Annotated in this window: 16 protein-coding genes; 8 read left to right on the top strand and 8 right to left on the bottom strand. The window is 57.1% G+C overall.

Annotation, left to right across the window (positions count from 1 at the left end; genetic code table 11):
• Window positions 1–8: 8 nt before the first annotated feature.
• Genes ACFPDR_RS12840 through ACFPDR_RS12830 form a run of 3 tightly spaced genes read left to right on the top strand, consistent with a single transcriptional unit; the run spans window position 9 to window position 2,560 of the window.
• Window positions 9–899 carry a carbohydrate ABC transporter permease gene (locus tag ACFPDR_RS12840; RefSeq protein WP_376911201.1) on the top strand — a complete coding sequence of 297 codons (891 nt, stop codon included), beginning with the start codon at window positions 9–11 and terminating at the stop codon, window positions 897–899.
• Window positions 899–1,741, top strand: coding sequence for a carbohydrate ABC transporter permease (locus ACFPDR_RS12835; RefSeq protein WP_052159361.1), 843 nt, complete (start codon window positions 899–901; stop codon window positions 1,739–1,741). The genes ACFPDR_RS12840 and ACFPDR_RS12835 overlap by 1 nt, the downstream gene beginning before the upstream one ends.
• A 9-nt stretch (window positions 1,742–1,750) precedes the next feature.
• Window positions 1,751–2,560, top strand: a complete 810-nt coding sequence (locus tag ACFPDR_RS12830) for a phosphodiesterase (RefSeq protein WP_239055083.1) — start codon at window positions 1,751–1,753, stop codon at window positions 2,558–2,560.
• Window positions 2,561–2,683: 123 nt separating this feature from the next.
• Here ACFPDR_RS12830 and ACFPDR_RS12825 read toward each other — a convergent pair whose 3' ends face one another.
• The 3 genes from ACFPDR_RS12825 to ACFPDR_RS12815 form a co-directional block, all read right to left on the bottom strand.
• Window positions 2,684–5,119, bottom strand: a complete 2,436-nt coding sequence (locus ACFPDR_RS12825) for a TonB-dependent siderophore receptor (RefSeq protein ID WP_137430746.1) — start codon at window positions 5,117–5,119, stop codon at window positions 2,684–2,686.
• Between the two features lie 147 nt (window positions 5,120–5,266).
• Window positions 5,267–6,262, bottom strand: a complete 996-nt coding sequence (locus ACFPDR_RS12820; protein ID WP_203145136.1) for a FecR family protein — start codon at window positions 6,260–6,262, stop codon at window positions 5,267–5,269.
• Complete coding sequence (locus ACFPDR_RS12815; protein WP_083054212.1) at window positions 6,252–6,758, bottom strand: RNA polymerase sigma factor; 507 nt, start codon at window positions 6,756–6,758, stop codon at window positions 6,252–6,254. Before ACFPDR_RS12815 ends, ACFPDR_RS12820 begins: the two co-directional genes overlap by 11 nt.
• Window positions 6,759–7,216: 458 nt before the next feature.
• On the opposite strand from ACFPDR_RS12815, the gene ACFPDR_RS12810 reads away from it, so the two are divergent.
• From ACFPDR_RS12810 to ACFPDR_RS12790, 5 genes are all read left to right on the top strand, one after another.
• The gene (locus ACFPDR_RS12810) at window positions 7,217–7,924 is read left to right on the top strand and encodes a TerC family protein (RefSeq protein WP_009463194.1); all 708 of its coding nucleotides are present in this window, start codon (window positions 7,217–7,219) and stop codon (window positions 7,922–7,924) included.
• 96 nt (window positions 7,925–8,020) lie between these two features.
• On the top strand, window positions 8,021–8,302 hold the full coding sequence (locus tag ACFPDR_RS12805) for a peptidylprolyl isomerase (RefSeq protein ID WP_009463196.1): 282 nt from the start codon (window positions 8,021–8,023) through the stop codon (window positions 8,300–8,302).
• A 323-nt stretch (window positions 8,303–8,625) separates the two neighbouring features.
• On the top strand, window positions 8,626–8,892 hold the full coding sequence (locus ACFPDR_RS12800) for a hypothetical protein (RefSeq protein ID WP_009463198.1): 267 nt from the start codon (window positions 8,626–8,628) through the stop codon (window positions 8,890–8,892).
• A 3-nt stretch (window positions 8,893–8,895) separates the two neighbouring features.
• Entirely contained in the window at window positions 8,896–9,357 is a 462-nt protein-coding gene (locus tag ACFPDR_RS12795) for a YaiI/YqxD family protein (RefSeq protein ID WP_009463200.1), read from the top strand.
• Between the two features lie 71 nt (window positions 9,358–9,428).
• Entirely contained in the window at window positions 9,429–9,803 is a 375-nt protein-coding gene (locus ACFPDR_RS12790) for a nucleotide pyrophosphohydrolase (protein ID WP_009463202.1), read from the top strand.
• A 13-nt stretch (window positions 9,804–9,816) separates the two neighbouring features.
• Here ACFPDR_RS12790 and ACFPDR_RS12785 read toward each other — a convergent pair whose 3' ends face one another.
• From ACFPDR_RS12785 to ACFPDR_RS12765, 5 genes are all read right to left on the bottom strand, one after another.
• Complete coding sequence (locus ACFPDR_RS12785) at window positions 9,817–10,458, bottom strand: HD domain-containing protein (protein ID WP_376911200.1); 642 nt, start codon at window positions 10,456–10,458, stop codon at window positions 9,817–9,819.
• 115 nt (window positions 10,459–10,573) lie between these two features.
• The gene (locus tag ACFPDR_RS12780) at window positions 10,574–11,548 is read right to left on the bottom strand and encodes a Bug family tripartite tricarboxylate transporter substrate binding protein (RefSeq protein ID WP_060186232.1); all 975 of its coding nucleotides are present in this window, start codon (window positions 11,546–11,548) and stop codon (window positions 10,574–10,576) included.
• Between the two features lie 30 nt (window positions 11,549–11,578).
• Complete coding sequence (locus tag ACFPDR_RS12775; protein WP_376911199.1) at window positions 11,579–12,733, bottom strand: mandelate racemase/muconate lactonizing enzyme family protein; 1,155 nt, start codon at window positions 12,731–12,733, stop codon at window positions 11,579–11,581.
• A 435-nt stretch (window positions 12,734–13,168) separates the two neighbouring features.
• A complete protein-coding gene (locus ACFPDR_RS12770; RefSeq protein ID WP_060186234.1) occupies window positions 13,169–13,549 on the bottom strand; it encodes an RNA-binding S4 domain-containing protein in 381 nt (126 codons plus the stop codon).
• A gap of 34 nt (window positions 13,550–13,583) precedes the next feature.
• Window positions 13,584–15,092: a DHA2 family efflux MFS transporter permease subunit gene (locus ACFPDR_RS12765; protein ID WP_035271336.1), complete on the bottom strand. Its 1,509-nt coding sequence runs from the start codon at window positions 15,090–15,092 to the stop codon at window positions 13,584–13,586.
• Between the last annotated feature and the right edge of the window lie 65 nt (window positions 15,093–15,157).

The following is a 15,157-nucleotide window of genomic DNA, read 5'->3' as shown; positions in this document are numbered from 1 at the left end:
GTGCAGGAATGGCTGAACCATTGCGTGTGCTGCGTAAAGAGTGGGTATTTGCGTACCTCTTGTTGACGCCGCTGTTTGTGCTGCTAAGCGTGTTTGCCTTTATCCCGGCGCTGCACACGTTCTGGTCCAGCCTGTTGAGTAAAGGCACGGCGCGTCGTCCGGCCCAGTTTGTGGGCATGGACAACTACGATGCCATGCTGGCTGACCCGACGTTCTGGCTGGTTCTGAAGAACAATCTTTGGTATGCCGCCATTGTGATTCCGGTGTCCATGGCCCTGGCTTTATTGATGGCTTTGTGGGCTAACCGGGCCATGAGCATGCGGGCCTGGGTGCGTTGTGCTTACTTCACGCCCACCATGCTGCCCATGATTGCCGCCGCCAATCTATGGCTGTTTTTCTACACACCGGATCTGGGTTTACTGGATCAGATTGCCAAGCTGTTTGGCGCCGGGGCCACCAACTGGCTGGGCCAGCCGCAAACCGCCTTGGGCGCGGTCATCGTGGTGACGATCTGGAAAGAAGCCGGTTTTTTCATGATCTTTTATCTGGCTGCCTTGCAAACCATCCCGCCCGAGCTGCGCGATGCCGCTCGTCTGGAAGGCGCGACCCGTTGGCAGTATGGCCGCCGTGTGCTCTTGCCCTTGCTGGCACCTACCACCTTGTTCATCTTGATCAATGCGTTGATCAACTCGGCCAAGCTGGTTGATCACCTGTTTATCTTGACCAAGGGCGGCCCCAATAATGCCTCCAAGCTGATGCTGTACTGGATCTGGGAAACCGCCTTTGCCTATATGGATACGCCTAGTGCCGCCGTGCTGACGGTTGTGCTCCTGTTGGGGCTGGGTGCTGTCGCCATCTTTCAATTTCGCTACGCTGAACGACGCGTGCACTACCAGTGATGAACATGGACACTGTTTTGACTGCTCCGGGCCGCAGCTTGCGTTTGCCATCCCTGGATACGGTGGGGGCACATGCGTTGGCCCTGCTGTGGATTGCCCCTTTGCTATACGCCTGCTGGGCTGCATTTCGCGACCCGTCCGCCGCCTTGAGTTTTGACTGGAGCGCAGGCTGGACCGTTAGCAATTTTGCAGCCGCCTGGGACCGTGCGCCCTGGTTGCGCTACATCTTCAACACCACCGTGCTGGTGCTGACCATTCTGCTCGGACAGTTTGTGCTGTGCACCCTGGCCGCTTATGCCTTTGCCCGCTTTCGTTTCTTTGGCAGTCAGTTTTTGTTCATGCTGTTGCTTTTGCAGTTGTTCATCCTGCCTGAAGTGCTGATTGTGGAGAACTACCGCATGGTGGCCTTGCTGGGCTGGACGGACACGGTCTGGGGCATGGGTGTGCCCTATATGGCCAGTGCCTTTGGCGTGTTCTTGTTGCGCCAGGCTTTCAAGCAAGTGCCGCGTGAACTGGAGGATGCGGCGCGACTGGAAGGATGCAGCCGCCTGGGTGTGCTCTGGCGAGTGTACGTGCCGTTGGTCAAGCCTGTGTACCTGGCTTATGCCCTGGTGTCGGTGTCGACGCACTGGAACAATTTTCTATGGCCCTTGGTGATCAGCAGCTCTGACCATACCCGTCCTTTGACCGTAGGTTTATCCCTGTTTGGCGCACCGGAAAGCGGGGTCAGTATCTCCCTGATCAGTGCCGCCACATTAATGACTATCTTGCCGCTTTTGTTGGGCTTTTTGCTGTTTCAAAAGCAGTTCATGCAGGCCTTTTTACGCGCCGGCATTCGTTAAGGAATTCTGATGAAGATCATCCAGTTTTCGGACCTGCACATTACCCCGCCCGATGGCCTGTTGTTTGGCTCGGACCCTCTGGATCGCTTGCGTAGCTGTGTACAGCACGTCAATCGTCATCATGCCGATGCAGACTTGTGCGTGCTGACGGGCGACCTGACCCACGCCGGTCATCCACGCGCATACGAGCGCCTGCGTGAAGGCTTGCAGGATTTGATTCCGCCTGTACGTTTGATGATGGGCAACCACGACAGCCGCAGCGCTTTTTACAGTGTATTTCCGCAGATCTCGACCGATTTACCCGGCTTTGTACAGCATGCCGAGACCCTGGGCGATTGGCGCCTGATCTATCTGGATACCTTGGAGGACGGCTACACCAACGGCTATTTGTGCACGCGGCGTCTGCAATGGTTGCAGCAGGAGCTGGCCGCGCATAGTGGCCCGGTCATGCTGTTTTCGCACCATCCTTTACCTGCCTTGCAGTATCCGTCCATGGATTGGCTGCGTATGAGTAATGCGTCGGATTTATTGCCTTTGCTCAAGGCTCATCCCGCGCCCGTGCATTTGTTCTCCGGCCACGTGCATCGCTGCGCCAGTGGCGTGTGGAACGGCCTGCATTTTGTGACGGTCAATGGCACCAACCATCAGCACGAACTGGATCTGGAGCGCGAGGGGGCCGCAACATCGACTTTCGAGCCTGCCAGTTACGCGCTTATCTTGCCCAACGCAGATGGTTTGACGGTGCATTTTCAGCCCTTTGGCTACGAGGAATTGCGCTTTCCGTATACGGGGGACTTGAGTGCCCTGAAGTGCGTGTAAGCCTTCCGGGTTCAGCAACGCTGGCACAAGGCGGTCGCGATCAGCAAACCCGCAGTGGCCCCCGCGGCCTGGATTATTTTCCAGGTTACGGGGGCTGTTTGCCTGCTAGCCGCTTTCACGTGATTAGAAGGAATAACGCAGGTTCAGCATGGCATTACGCGGTGCGCCGTAATAGCCGGTGTAGAAGGTCTGATCCAGCGCGCTCAGGTACTTGCGGTTAAATAGATTGTTGACGTTCAAGGTGGCCGTCAATTGCTTGCTGAAGTCGTAGCGGCCCATCAGGTTGACGACGGCGTAGCTGCTTTGTTCTCCGGTGACAGTCTTGCCCAAATCCCACGGTGTGGCGGTGAAATGGATCTGGCTTTGCCAGTTCACACCACCCCCAATCGTCAGGCGATTCCAGCTGCCGGGCAGGCGATACGTGGTCCACAGCTTGGCCATATGGCGTGGCACCAGGGTTTTGATGCGCTCGCCCTGGGCGTCTTTGGTCTGGCTGTAGGTGTAGCTAAAGGCCATGTTCCAGCCATCGAGCAGCTCGCCCGTCACTTCCATATCCAGGCCCTGGGTCTTGGCGCCTTTGACCGCCGTGTAGGCCGCTTCGCGCTCGGTACCCGGCACGATAAAGCCACTGTCGGCCACGGCCAGATTGTCCTGGCGGATTTCGTACAGCGCAATGCTGCTGTTCACGCGGCCGTCCAGCATTTCGCTTTTCAGACCGATCTCATAGTTATTACCTTTGCGCGGGTCCAGAAAGTTGCCGCTACGGTCGCGATAGCTTTGTGGCTTGAAGATGCTGGTGTAGCTGGCGTAGATCGAATGCTCTTCATTCAGGTCGTACACAATGCCGGCATAGGGAGTGAAGACATTGTCTTCGTGCATGGTTTTCAGGCTGTTAAAGCGCTGCATACCAGGGTCAGGATAGCTTTGGGAAAGACTGTAGCGGTAGTTGCTAAGGCGACCACCCAAAATGACAGCCAGCTTGTCGCTGGGTTTCAGGCGTAGCGCCGAATACCCACCGTACTGTTTGACGGTCAGATCATAGTCAAACAGCTTTTCTCCAGTCGTATTGGGTAGGGCCGGGTTGTTGTTCCAGTTGTGGAGATTGATGGAGGCGCCTTCGATATCGTCGTCCATGGTGTCATGGCGATTCTTGTAGCGCGACGAATTAAAGCCGACGATCAGTTCGTGGTCCTGTCCAAATAGTTGAAAAGGGCCTTTTGCGTGAATATCAAAACTGGTTTGATACTGTGTGGCATCTGAAACACCTCCGTAAAGCTGCACGCCGTCGCCCGTTTCACGGTTGGGATAGCCCCAGGAAGCATCCGCGCTTTTCCCGCTTCGGCGGGCCTTCAGGTAATTCAGGGACATGGCCAGTGACCAGTCTGCCCCCAGTTGCTGGTCCAGTTTCACAAAGGTGTTGTGAGACTCCAGTGTATTGGTGTTCCAACGAGCCCCTGCATTGGTGGAAATATCAAAATCGGTCTGTTCGCCGGTGTCGTAGAACAAAGGAAAGCCGGAGCCAGAGGAGCCGCGCGGATCATTTTTTTGATAATCCATCCCCAAGGTGACAAGCGTGGTGTCCGTAATGTCGGCCTCAAGTATGCCGTAGACCACATCTTTTTTTGTTGTGAAGTAGTCCATATAGCTGTTGCCTTCCTGATGGGCTCCAACCAGACGGCCGCGCAGGCTGCCGTTCTCGTTAATCGGGCCGCCCAGGTCTACTTGAGCGCGCATCTGATCCCATGACCCGTAGCTCACTTCAGCATGGCCCTGAAAATCGGCTGTCGGACGTTTACGGACCATATTGACGACGCCAGATGGGTCGCCTGCACCAGCCAGCAAACCAGAGGCACCACGCAGCACTTCCACGCGGTCATAAATCGCCATATCCGCCAGCCCCTGTGGGATGTTCTGGCTGACGATATCGGACAGCGTGGACAGGCCGTCCAGCTGATAGTTGTCGATAGCATAGCCACGCGAGTAGATGGTGTAGCGGTCGCTGCCTATGTGCTGGATGGAAATACCGGGCGCTTGTTGCAGCACGCTGCCGATATTGTCCAGTGACTGGTCCTCAATACGCTGGCGCGTCATGACACTGACAGTTTGTGGTGTTTCGCGTAGCGTCATGTTCAGCCTGGTGGCCGTGGTGGTCGCGCCGTGGCTGGCATAGGTCTGGCTGCCTTCCGTCACGGGCAGGCGACGGCCCACGACGCGCACCGGGTCCAGCATCGTGGCGTCCGTATTGGGGCGTGAGAGAGTAATGGTGTTGTTCTCGCGCCGGTATTCCAGGCCAGAGCCTTGCAGCAGGCTGCGTAGCGCGTCTTCCGGGCGCATGCGGCCCTGAATCGGTGTCGTACTCAGACCTTGCACTAGCGAGGGAGAGAAAAACACCTGCAGCTGGGTCTGTTCGGCCAGTTTCAGCAGCGCTTCAGACAAGGGCTGGGCCGGAATGTGAATAGGGACAGGATTGTCTTGGGCCAGGGCAGGGGTGCTGGCACTGGCCAGCATCAAAGCGAGCAGGACGGGGCGCAGGCGGGGTAGGAAAGCGGTTCGGTTCACGGAGCAGATTCAGGGTAGGGGCGGGCAGGGCGACGCCCGGATTCAGAGATGTTCGTCAAACGCGATGTTGAGGAACGCTGAATCTAAATACGAGTCAGTCTTACTAAACCCCTCAGCTTGAATCGATTTATTTGAAACTAATTGTAATTACGAGACGCTGCTCAGCAAGACACTGCCATCGTCTTGTGTCTTGGCCTGCAGTGGCAGGATCTGTTGCAGGGCTTGAAGCACCGCACTTTGTTCGTCCAGCAGGAAGGACGCGGTGACACGCTGCTGGCCGATTCTGGTGTCAGCGATGCGGATGGGATGCTCGCGATAGCGGTTGATTTCAGCAACGACTTCGGACAAGGACAGGTCCCGCACAATCAGGCGTCCTTGCCGCCAGGCGGTGGCAGCGGCCACATCAACCTCGGGCTGAATACTGAGCCCATCCTGAACGGAAACGGTGGCGCCAGAGCCAGCGGCCAGATACCGGGTCTGGCGGTTCCACCAGCTACCGCTGGACACTTCCACACTACCGCTTTCGACCAGCACTTTGACTTGCTCGGCATCGCGGCGAACCGTAAAGCTGGTGCCGGTAACGCGCACCACCGTATTGCCTGCTTTGACGATAAAAGGGCGCTGCGGGCTGGATGCTACCGCGCACATCACTTCGCCCTGAATCAGGTCCAGATGACGGCTGTCTTCATAAAACCGCAGCTCGGCTTGGGTGGCGGTATTCAGCTCCAGGCTGGAGCCGTCCGGCAGAGGAACCCAGCGGCGCTCGCCCACACGTGTTTGCAGGCTAGCAGCGTAAACAGCCTGGGGGCTGAGTAGTAGGCCTGCCAAACCGGCAGAGCCTGCGACAGCGACCAGGGCGCCGGTATTACGGATCAGTTTGCGGCGGCGCAGATCGGGCCGCTGGGGCACTTTGCCGCCATACAGCAGCTTGACCAAATCCTTGTCCAGCGTGCTGGCCAGGGAGCTTAACTGCTCCACCGCCATAAATTCGCGCTCATTTTCCGGGTCAGCCTGCAACCACTCCTCCAGCGCTTGCTCGTCAGCCGGGCTGAAGCGGCCCGAATGCAGGCGGGCCGACCATTGGGCGGCGGCTTCGGCGGGGGAGGTGGCATCACTGGGGTAGAAAGGGGATTCAGAACTCATCGCGCAGGCGCTCGCGGATAAACTGGCTGGCCAGCGCAATATAACGCTCCACGCTGGCAATGGACAGTTTCAGATGACGGGCAATTTCAGGTTGGGTCCAGCCTTCGATGCGATTCAAGACAAAAGCCCGTCGGTGATTCAAAGGCAAGGCTTCCAGGGCCGCAACCAGGGCGTGGCGCACTTGCTCCGCACTGGCATGGGCATCGGCACCATCGGTGATGGGGTGAGCGTCTTCATGCAGCTCGTCCCAGGCAAGGTGCTGGAAGCGGCTGTTGCGACGCCACAGATCAATGGCCCGATGGCGCGCGGACTTGTACAGAAAGTTGCGTGCATGGACCGCTGTCAGTGTTTTCTGATCTTTTCGAAGCAGGGCCTCTACCGCATCATGGGCGACGTCTTCCGCGTCCGCGGCGCCGCCAAAGCGGCGCAGGCAGGACTGCATGAACTCGCCATAATAGGCCAGCCAGCTTTTGCGGGAGAGGTCCGAATTGGACATGGGGGCAGGGAGCTTGAATGACAAAAAGCAAATTATTGCAAATAGTTCTCATTAACTCAATGGCGCTTTATTCAGGCCCTATCGGGGCGTGAGGCCAGCTTGCAACGTCGATCCGGAACTTGCATCGAAAAATCGTCATGTCCGGCGAAAAGCTTTGTTGTTTCATACAAGATCGTTATACTTGCGAACTATCAGGGGGAGTAGCTTACTTTCCGGCGCATCGTCATCACGGCAATCTGTGTTTTTTGCACATGTTCCCGGTGCCCGGGCAACCTTAGGGTTGCAAGCAAGACCTTGCCATTAAAGGGCAAGGTGTATCCTCTAGAAACGATATGGCCTGCGTCCTTAATGGATCAGGCCATTTTTGTTTTGTACACGAGTCGTCATTTTCTCGTTGTACAGTCATGCAAGATGGTCGTCAGCTTTCAATCAAACAATATGAAAAGGCGGTCTTACACATGATGGAGTTTTTGCAAACAATGAGTTGGGCGGCAGTATTTCAGATCATCCTGATCGATATATTGCTGGGGGGCGATAACGCCGTGGTTATCGCATTGGCTTGCCGTAACTTGCCTGCCAAACAACGTGTCAAAGGTATTTTGTGGGGTACGGCCGGTGCCATTGGCCTGCGCGTCGTCCTGATTGCCTTTGCCCTGACCTTGCTGGCCGTGCCTTACCTGAAAGTGGTCGGTGCCCTGTTGCTGGTCTGGATTGGTGTGAAACTGCTGATCCCTGAAGATGAAGGCCACGGTAATGTGGAAGGCAGTGCCACCCTGTGGAAAGCTGTTAAAACCATCATCATTGCCGACTTTGTGATGAGCTTGGACAACGTGATCGCCATTGCCGGTGCGGCGCAAACCGCCGATCCGGATCATCAGATCGGTCTGGTTGTCTTTGGTCTGGTCGTAAGTGTGCCTATCATTATCTGGGGCAGCACCCTGGTTCTGAAGCTGATCGATCGCTTCCCTATCGTGGTGACCTTAGGCGCCGCGCTGCTGGGCTGGATTGCCGGTGGCATGATCGTGACCGACGTGAAGTTCATCGAGTTCTTTGGTGAAGCCTCCACCAGCACCAAGCTGATTGCTGAAGTGGTGGGTGCCTTGCTGATCGTTGCCCTGGGTCATGGCATTGCCGCGGCCAAGCGCAAGAAAGCTGCCCAGGCCTGAAATTGAAACAGCAGGTGTAGAACCGGTGCCGGGGGCTTCGCTTCCGGCATGGTTCTGGGTTAAGCTCAAACGATTTTCTAAAAAAAGGAGTACACCATGGCACAAGCCTCCGCACGCCACATTCTGGTCAGCACCGAAGAGAAAGCGAACGAACTGAAAGCCGCTATCGAAGGTGGTTCTGACTTTGCTCAGGTGGCCAAGGAAAATTCCAGCTGCCCATCGGCCCGCATGGGCGGTGAGCTGGGAACATTTGGCCGTGGCCAAATGGTGCCCGAGTTCGATCAGGTTGTGTTCAGCGCCCCCGTTGGCGTTGTGCAAGGCCCCGTCAAGACTCAGTTCGGCTACCACCTGGTAGAAGTGACTGCACGTCAGGACTGATACGATCAGGCCAATAAAAAACCCGCTACGGCGGGTTTTTTTGCGCATGCTGATCTGGTGACTGGTGACTGGTGACTGGTGACTGGTGACTGGTGACTGGTGACTGGTGACTGGTGACTGGTGACTGGTGACTGGTGGTTAGGTGTGGGGCCGGGCGGTGGCTGCTTACAGAAACTAAAGCTTTGATTATCAGGGCTTATACATAAAAAGCCTGGACATTTTCCTGCAAGCTGCGCAGTATGCCAGCCATACCGGCTAACGGCCTTGTCGCCGTATTGTTTGCTTACCGTGAGCGAACCAGCCCATTCTTATAAAGAAATCCGATGAAACGCACCGATATGGAAAAACTCAGCGCCGTCAAACTGCTGAGCAATGTAAAAAAAGCGGGTACGCCACAACGCTTTGCAGGTGACTCCGCCGTGGCCGATCGGCGCGAACAACGTCGTCTGGATCAGGCTGCTGGCCTGGTGTCCTTCCCCGTCAAGCTGACCCAGCCAGTTATTGATGCCGTGCGCGCTCGTGCTACCGAGCAAGGCGTCTCGACCAATGAGGTCATTGATCGGCTGCTGGCTCAAACTCTGGGCCTGTAACCCATGCAGATTTGGGTCGATGCGGACGCTTGTCCCGTAGTCATCAAAGAGATTCTGTACCGCGCCGGGCAGCGCTGGAGTCGCCATGTGATCCTGGTGGCGAATCAGATGCTGCGCACCCCGCCATCGCCCTGGTTGAGGGCGGTGCAGGTGGCACGGGGCTTTGACGTGGCGGACGACTACATCGTCCAGCACGCCAGCGTGGGAGATCTGGTGATTACTGCCGATATCCCTCTGGCTGCCCAGGTGCTGGAGCGTAAAGCTCTGGTCCTGACACCCAGGGGCGAACGCCTGGACGCCAACAGCATAGGCGAGCGCCTGGCCATGCGCGACATGATGGAAGAGCTGCGTAGCACTGGAGTGGATATCGGAGGCCCGGCCCCCTTTAGCCAGGCCGACCGGCGTGAGTTTGCCAACGCATTGGACCGCCTGATGATGAGCCTGCAAACGGCTGCGAGATCGTAAACAGACTTGCCATCCCCCCGGCCCTTGTGTGAGTCTGTCGCTGGATTGAAATTTTTAGAGTGAAGTACGTAATGACAGACTCAAAACGCCCCTTGATGAATTTGACTGGCCTGAACGAGGCCGTCGCCCAGTTTGCCCGCGAGCGTGAGTGGGACCAGTTCCATAGCCCCAAAAATCTGGCCATGGCCCTGACCAACGAAGTGGGCGAGCTGATCGAAATCTTCCAATGGCTGACAGAAGACCAGTCCCGCGAAGCAGGCAAAGACCCGAAAACTGCTGAAGCCGTGCGCGATGAACTGGCTGACGTGCAAATCTACCTGAGCCGTCTGGCTTTCGTTCTGGGTGTGGATATGAATGAGGCTGTTACCAACAAGCTGGTAAAAAACGCCCGGAAATACCCCGCTGACAAAGTGCGGGGGACGAACAAGAAATATACGGAGTTGTAAAAGGGGCTAGGGATTACAGCTCCCCCAGCATTTCCTCTATAAACCGTTCCATCCGCGCGTGTCGCTCACGCGCGATTGCTTGCCCCCGTTCAGTCTGAAAACCCTCGGCCAATTTGAATAATTTGGCCGGGAAGTGATCCAGCGCGTAGCGCTTGTCATCCAGAGGACGACTCTCTGCTTTTGGGTCTTCCGGCTCATACAAGCTGGAGCCCATTCGCCCCGCTGTATAGAAGCAGCGAGCTATCCCTAAAGCGCCAATGGCATCCAGGCGGTCTGCATCCTGCAAGATGCGGGCCTCCAGACTGACGGGCGGGATGTTTGCTGAAAAGCTGTGGCTTTGAATTGCTTGGCCCACGGCTTCACAGTCCTGCTCGGACCAGCCCATAGTGGTCAGAATGTGTTGCGCTTGCTCTGCTGACAGGGTGGAAGCCCGAGAGCGCAATGGCGAATTCTTTTCTACTGCCACGCAGTCGTGCAGCACCGTTGCTGCCAGCAAAATCCGCAGATTCCCACCTTCTTTTTCCTGAATCGCACAGACGTTCTTCCAGACGCGCTGCAAGTGCGATTGGTCGTGGGAGCCGTCGTTGTGACTGGTGCTGCTATGGGGCAGGAGTTGGGCGGCAAGCTTTTCAAAGGGGTGGAACAGGCTGGACATGGCTATGGTTTGCTGTAACGGGTGCCACAGCATAACGCGAAGCAGCAGGGGCAGGACAGGCTCAAGAAAAAGGGCTGCCAGTGGCAGCCCTGAAGGTGAGTTGCAGTTTTTAGAGTTAGAAGTTGCTCAGCCCCAGATCACTGACCGAGTCGGCCCAATAGTTCAACTGCTGATCCACATAGACCGTGAACTCGGCTGGGCTGTTGGTGACCAGGGTCGCGCCGTTCCCTTCCCAGATTTCCTTGATCTTGTCGGTATTCAAGGCACGGTGAATGCTGTCCGCCACGCTTTGCACGGTGGCATCCGGTACATCGCCTTGCATGAAAATCCCGTACCAAGTCTGGGCACTGATCTCATCCATGCCCAGTTCTTTCAGCGTGGGAACATCCGGCAAGGCAGGAGCGCGTTCCGGGCTGGATACGGCCAGGGCGCGCAGGCGACCATTGCGTATCTGCGCCACGGCCGACGGCATGGTCTCGAACATGAAGTCCACTTGATCGCCACTGATCAGCGCCATCACAGCCGGGCCGCTGCCTTTGTAGTGCACGGCGGTCATGGTGGTGCCGGATTTCTTTTCCAGCTTGCCGGCCATCAGATGCAGCATGGTAGCGACGCCACTGGTGCCATAGTTCACACCAGCCCCTTGCTTGGCGGCGGCCAGCAGGTCCTCCACGCTGTGATAGGGCGAATTGGCGTTCACCACCAGCACATTGGGCATGGCGGCAATCAGGGTGACGGCTTTCAGGTCCTTGCGTGTGTCGTAGGGGAAGTTCTTCAACACGGCAGGCGCAATCATGTGGTGCACGGCACCAAACAAGAGCTGATTGTCGGCGGGGCTGGAGTTGGCCACCATGCTGGCACCCAGCACGCCGCCTACACCTCCTTTATTTTCTACAACAACGGTTTGACCTATTTCATTGCCCAGAGCTTCGGCCAGAGGACGAGCCAGGGTGTCGCCCGAACCACCCGCGGCAGAAGGGACGATCAGCCGCATCGGGCGTTCGGCCCAGGCGGGGGGAGCTGCCCAGCTTTGGGGCGCGGCAGCAAAGATAAAACTGAGGGCAAGTACAACACGGGACCAGGGTTTCATGTTTTTTTACCTCCTCGGTAGTCGTCGGTTTCAGCCTTTGCCGGAGCCCAGGCTGCCGGGGTTGCTGCGCAGCTTGTCGATTTGATCTTGTCGTGGTGTCAGCCCCAGGCCGGGGGCGTCGGGCATGCGCAGCCAGCCTTGTTCGGGCTGAGGCAGGCCGGTGTAGATCTCGGCCATCATGGCGCTGGCGGCCAGGTGCCATTCCACATCGCCTCCATTGAGCAATCCGCAGTGCAGGTGACCGTTGTGGGAGGGGAACGCCCCGCCATTGGCGACGGACGCGTTAAAGCTTTCCGCCAGAGCGAAGATCTTGCGGGACTGGGTGAAACCTCCAGAAATCAGCACGTTGGGCTGCAGAATGTCGACAGCCTGCTGCATCAACAGATCCCGAAAGCGGTAGGACTGGCCTTCGTTTTGACCAGCGGCAATGGTGATCCCAGTGCTTTGACGCAATTCGCGCAAGCGGCCCGTGTCGTTCTGGGTAATGGGTTCTTCAAAAAAGCCGACGTCCAGATCACGGGCGTGGCGGGCGATGGCTTTGGCGTGCACATAGTCCAGGCTGCAATTGCCGTCGATGTACAGCGGAATGTCGGCGGGGATGGCCTCGCGTACCAGGCTCATGCGGCGCATGTCCTGGCGGATCAGTTCGGACAGGGGGCGCGGTTCGTCGCGACGTTGCAAGCCATGATGGCCTACCACCATCTTCAGGCCCTTGAAGCCTTGATCCACGCAGTCGCGCGCGACTTTAACCAACTCTTCTTCGCCCAGGAAAGCAAAGCCGAAGGTCGCGTAGGCCGGTACTTTTTCACGGGCACCACCCAGCAGTTTCCATACGGGCAGACCCAGGGCTTTACCCTTGATGTCCCACAAGGCAATGTCCAACGCAGAGATAGCGTGCATGGCATAGCCCGTCTGGCCACGAGGGCACACGTTCCAGTACATGCGATCCCACAGGCGCTCGGTGTTCAGGGGGGCTTGCCCGATCAGGTCGCTGGCCAGAATATCGTTGATCGTGCTGGCAACAGGGTGCTCTTCGGTAATGGCGCTAAGTCCATAGCCGGTGATGCCTTCATCGGTCTCGATTTCCACATGGCAGATGGCCAGGTTGGTGGGTTTCTGGATGCCCGCGCTATCGAACTTGAAAGGCACGTTCAAGGGAATGGCGCGTACTGCCGTGATTTTCATTTTCCTGTCTCCTCACGCTTTTTGAATGCGTTTGCATGTAATTGTTTTAGGTTTATAGCGTTTTGTTGCAAGCACAATCAATGGTGTAAACCCTTGATTTAATTGATATATAAAAGCGCAATCTGATATATCAAAAAGGGTTTGCAGCGTTGTTTTTAAGGTTTTTAGTTGAAGGTTTTCTGCATCGGCAGATGCTTTAGCGGACGGGGGTGCAGACGTTTTGTGGGGTGCTCAAAAGCAGTGCAGGCGCTTGCGGCATAAGCAGGTAGACCGGCGGGGAAGAGGCAAGCAGGAGCGGGTTGTTAGTCCCTGTGCAGATCGCCGTGAAACGCTGGCGATAGACTCATCGAAAGAACGAATCATAAAAAAAGCCCTGCCAGGCAGGGCAGCTTGGCAGGGCTTTTTCTATGTCGCGAAGTACGAGCAGGGAGCGGTCTATTTCCCCCGCAGCAACTGCATCTGACGACGATCTTTTTTGGTCGGACGTCCAGCATCAAAGTCCAGTGCAGGTTCAGGTGCCAGACGGCGTTGTTCGGCGGCTTGCGCGCGTCGTGTGCTGCTTTCTTCCGTCTCTTGATACAGCTGGCGAGCAACCGGCGCGGGGCCACGTACACTGCTTAAGGCGGTGACGTGAACCTCCATGGCAGGAGTCTCCTTGCGCAAGGTAATCACATCACCGATTGAGACTTCGCGGGCAGGCTTGGTGCTTTGCTGATTCAGCAAAACCCGCCCTTTGGTGATCTCCTCGGAAGCCAGGCTGCGCGTCTTGTAAAAGCGCGCTGCCCAGAGCCATTTATCCAGTCGTAATTTGTCCATGCGCTATTGTAAATCCAGTCTGCAAAAGCTGGGCTTAATGCAGTTCCACCGCAGCGGCAGGAGCAGCCTGTACACGAGGCAAACGCAGACGCAGCAGCAGAACCAGACTGAAGACGGCCAGCAATCCGGCCCAGAACATGACGCGGTGAAAGCCGTCTGCCCAGGCGTGCTGGATGGCTTGCATCCAGAACAAGGAATCTGCTGAGGCAGGCAGAGTCACCTGACCGGAGCTGATAATTTGTTGTGCCTGTTCCAGCATGGGATTGACCGGATCAAGACGACTGGACAGGGAGCTGACTGCTCCTTGGCTCATCAAGGAAGCCAGCAGGGCAACGCCCAGGGTCATGCCGGTTTGGCGGATGGCATTGGTGGTGGCTGATGCCATGCCGGAACGCTCACGCGGCACCAGATTCATGACCAAGGTACTGCACGCCGGCACCGACAAACCCATGCCAATGCCTAGTACGGCCAAGGCGAAACCAGCCATCCAGTAGGAAGCGCCGGGTTGCAGCAACATCATCAACCAGGAACCGGCTGCCATCAGGCCAAAGCCCACAGTCAGGATCAGCTTCAATCCAAAGCGCTGGCTCAAGGCACCGAAACGGGAGGCCAGCACAGCCATGCCAATGAACTGGGGAGCCAGCCCCCAGCCGGTTTGGGTGGCACTCCAGCCCAGGGCGTTCTGGAAGAACAGGGACAGGAAAAACACATTGCTATAGGCGGCAAAGCCCAGCACAAAGGAGGCGATATTGGCAGTGCTGAAGCGGTAGTCCCGAAACAGACTCAGAGGCAGCAAGGGGCGGGCGACACGGGTTTGGGCATAGATAAACGCCACGAAGGTGAGCGCGGCCACGCCCAGGGAACGAATCGTCTCGGTGGCGTGCCAGCCTTGCTCACCCGCGCAGATCAGGCCATAGGTCAGGGAGCCAAGCCAGATAACGCTAAGCAACTGGCCGACAGGGTCGAAAGCTGCGTGTTCGGGATTGGCCGACTCCTGAATACCCCACATGCCCAAGCCCAGGGTCAGCAGGCCCAGTGGCAGATTCAGGCTGAAGATCGAAGGCCAGTCGGCTACATCGACCAGCACACCGCCCAGAATCGGGCCCAGTACTAAAGCCAGGGCGCTGAAGGAAGACCAGCCGCCAATGACGCGGGCACGCTGGGCCGGGTCTGGAAAGGCGTGGGTCAGGATCGACAGGGCTCCAGGAATAAGTAAAGCCCCGGCCATGCCTTGCACGACACGACCCCAGAGCAGGGCGCTTAGTGAACCGGCCAAGGCGCACATCATGGAGCCGACGGTGAAGGCCAGCACGCCCAGCAACCAGCTCTTCTTGCGTCCGTAGCGATCCCCCAGTAGCCCGGCAGACAACATGAAGGCGGATAGGCACAGCGCATAGGAATCCACGATCCATTGCAGCCCGGCCATATCGGTTTGCAAGGCTTGTTGCATGCGTGGCAAGGCAAGATTCACGATGCTGATGTCCAGGGTGACCATAAAAGTCCCCAGGTAAATGGCGATGGTTAGAGCAAGTCGGCGAGTCATGATATTTGATAAATGAGAATTATTATCGACGACTATAAAATATTGACTGACTGTCAGTCAATGAA

Origin of the sequence: Alcaligenes sp. GCM10023179 (assembly GCF_042653705.1) — a bacterium.
Lineage (GTDB): Bacteria > Pseudomonadota > Gammaproteobacteria > Burkholderiales > Burkholderiaceae_B > Alcaligenes > Alcaligenes phenolicus.
This window is presented reverse-complemented; position numbering and strand designations above follow the sequence as displayed.

What these genes read in the sequence shown, in the direction of transcription:
- ACFPDR_RS12840 (WP_376911201.1), top strand. Translation starts at nt 9, where the DNA reads ATGGCTGAACCATTGCGTGTGCTGCGTAAAGAGTGGGTATTTGCGTAC.
- ACFPDR_RS12835 (WP_052159361.1), top strand. Translation starts at nt 899, where the DNA reads ATGAACATGGACACTGTTTTGACTGCTCCGGGCCGCAGCTTGCGTTTG.
- ACFPDR_RS12830 (WP_239055083.1), top strand. Translation starts at nt 1,751, where the DNA reads ATGAAGATCATCCAGTTTTCGGACCTGCACATTACCCCGCCCGATGGC.
- ACFPDR_RS12820 (WP_203145136.1), bottom strand. Translation starts at nt 6,262, where the DNA reads ATGAGTTCTGAATCCCCTTTCTACCCCAGTGATGCCACCTCCCCCGCC.
- ACFPDR_RS12815 (WP_083054212.1), bottom strand. Translation starts at nt 6,758, where the DNA reads ATGTCCAATTCGGACCTCTCCCGCAAAAGCTGGCTGGCCTATTATGGC.
- ACFPDR_RS12810 (WP_009463194.1), top strand. Translation starts at nt 7,217, where the DNA reads ATGATGGAGTTTTTGCAAACAATGAGTTGGGCGGCAGTATTTCAGATC.
- ACFPDR_RS12805 (WP_009463196.1), top strand. Translation starts at nt 8,021, where the DNA reads ATGGCACAAGCCTCCGCACGCCACATTCTGGTCAGCACCGAAGAGAAA.
- ACFPDR_RS12800 (WP_009463198.1), top strand. Translation starts at nt 8,626, where the DNA reads ATGAAACGCACCGATATGGAAAAACTCAGCGCCGTCAAACTGCTGAGC.
- ACFPDR_RS12795 (WP_009463200.1), top strand. Translation starts at nt 8,896, where the DNA reads ATGCAGATTTGGGTCGATGCGGACGCTTGTCCCGTAGTCATCAAAGAG.
- ACFPDR_RS12790 (WP_009463202.1), top strand. Translation starts at nt 9,429, where the DNA reads ATGACAGACTCAAAACGCCCCTTGATGAATTTGACTGGCCTGAACGAG.
- ACFPDR_RS12785 (WP_376911200.1), bottom strand. Translation starts at nt 10,458, where the DNA reads ATGTCCAGCCTGTTCCACCCCTTTGAAAAGCTTGCCGCCCAACTCCTG.
- ACFPDR_RS12780 (WP_060186232.1), bottom strand. Translation starts at nt 11,548, where the DNA reads ATGAAACCCTGGTCCCGTGTTGTACTTGCCCTCAGTTTTATCTTTGCT.
- ACFPDR_RS12775 (WP_376911199.1), bottom strand. Translation starts at nt 12,733, where the DNA reads ATGAAAATCACGGCAGTACGCGCCATTCCCTTGAACGTGCCTTTCAAG.
- ACFPDR_RS12770 (WP_060186234.1), bottom strand. Translation starts at nt 13,549, where the DNA reads ATGGACAAATTACGACTGGATAAATGGCTCTGGGCAGCGCGCTTTTAC.
- ACFPDR_RS12765 (WP_035271336.1), bottom strand. Translation starts at nt 15,092, where the DNA reads ATGACTCGCCGACTTGCTCTAACCATCGCCATTTACCTGGGGACTTTT.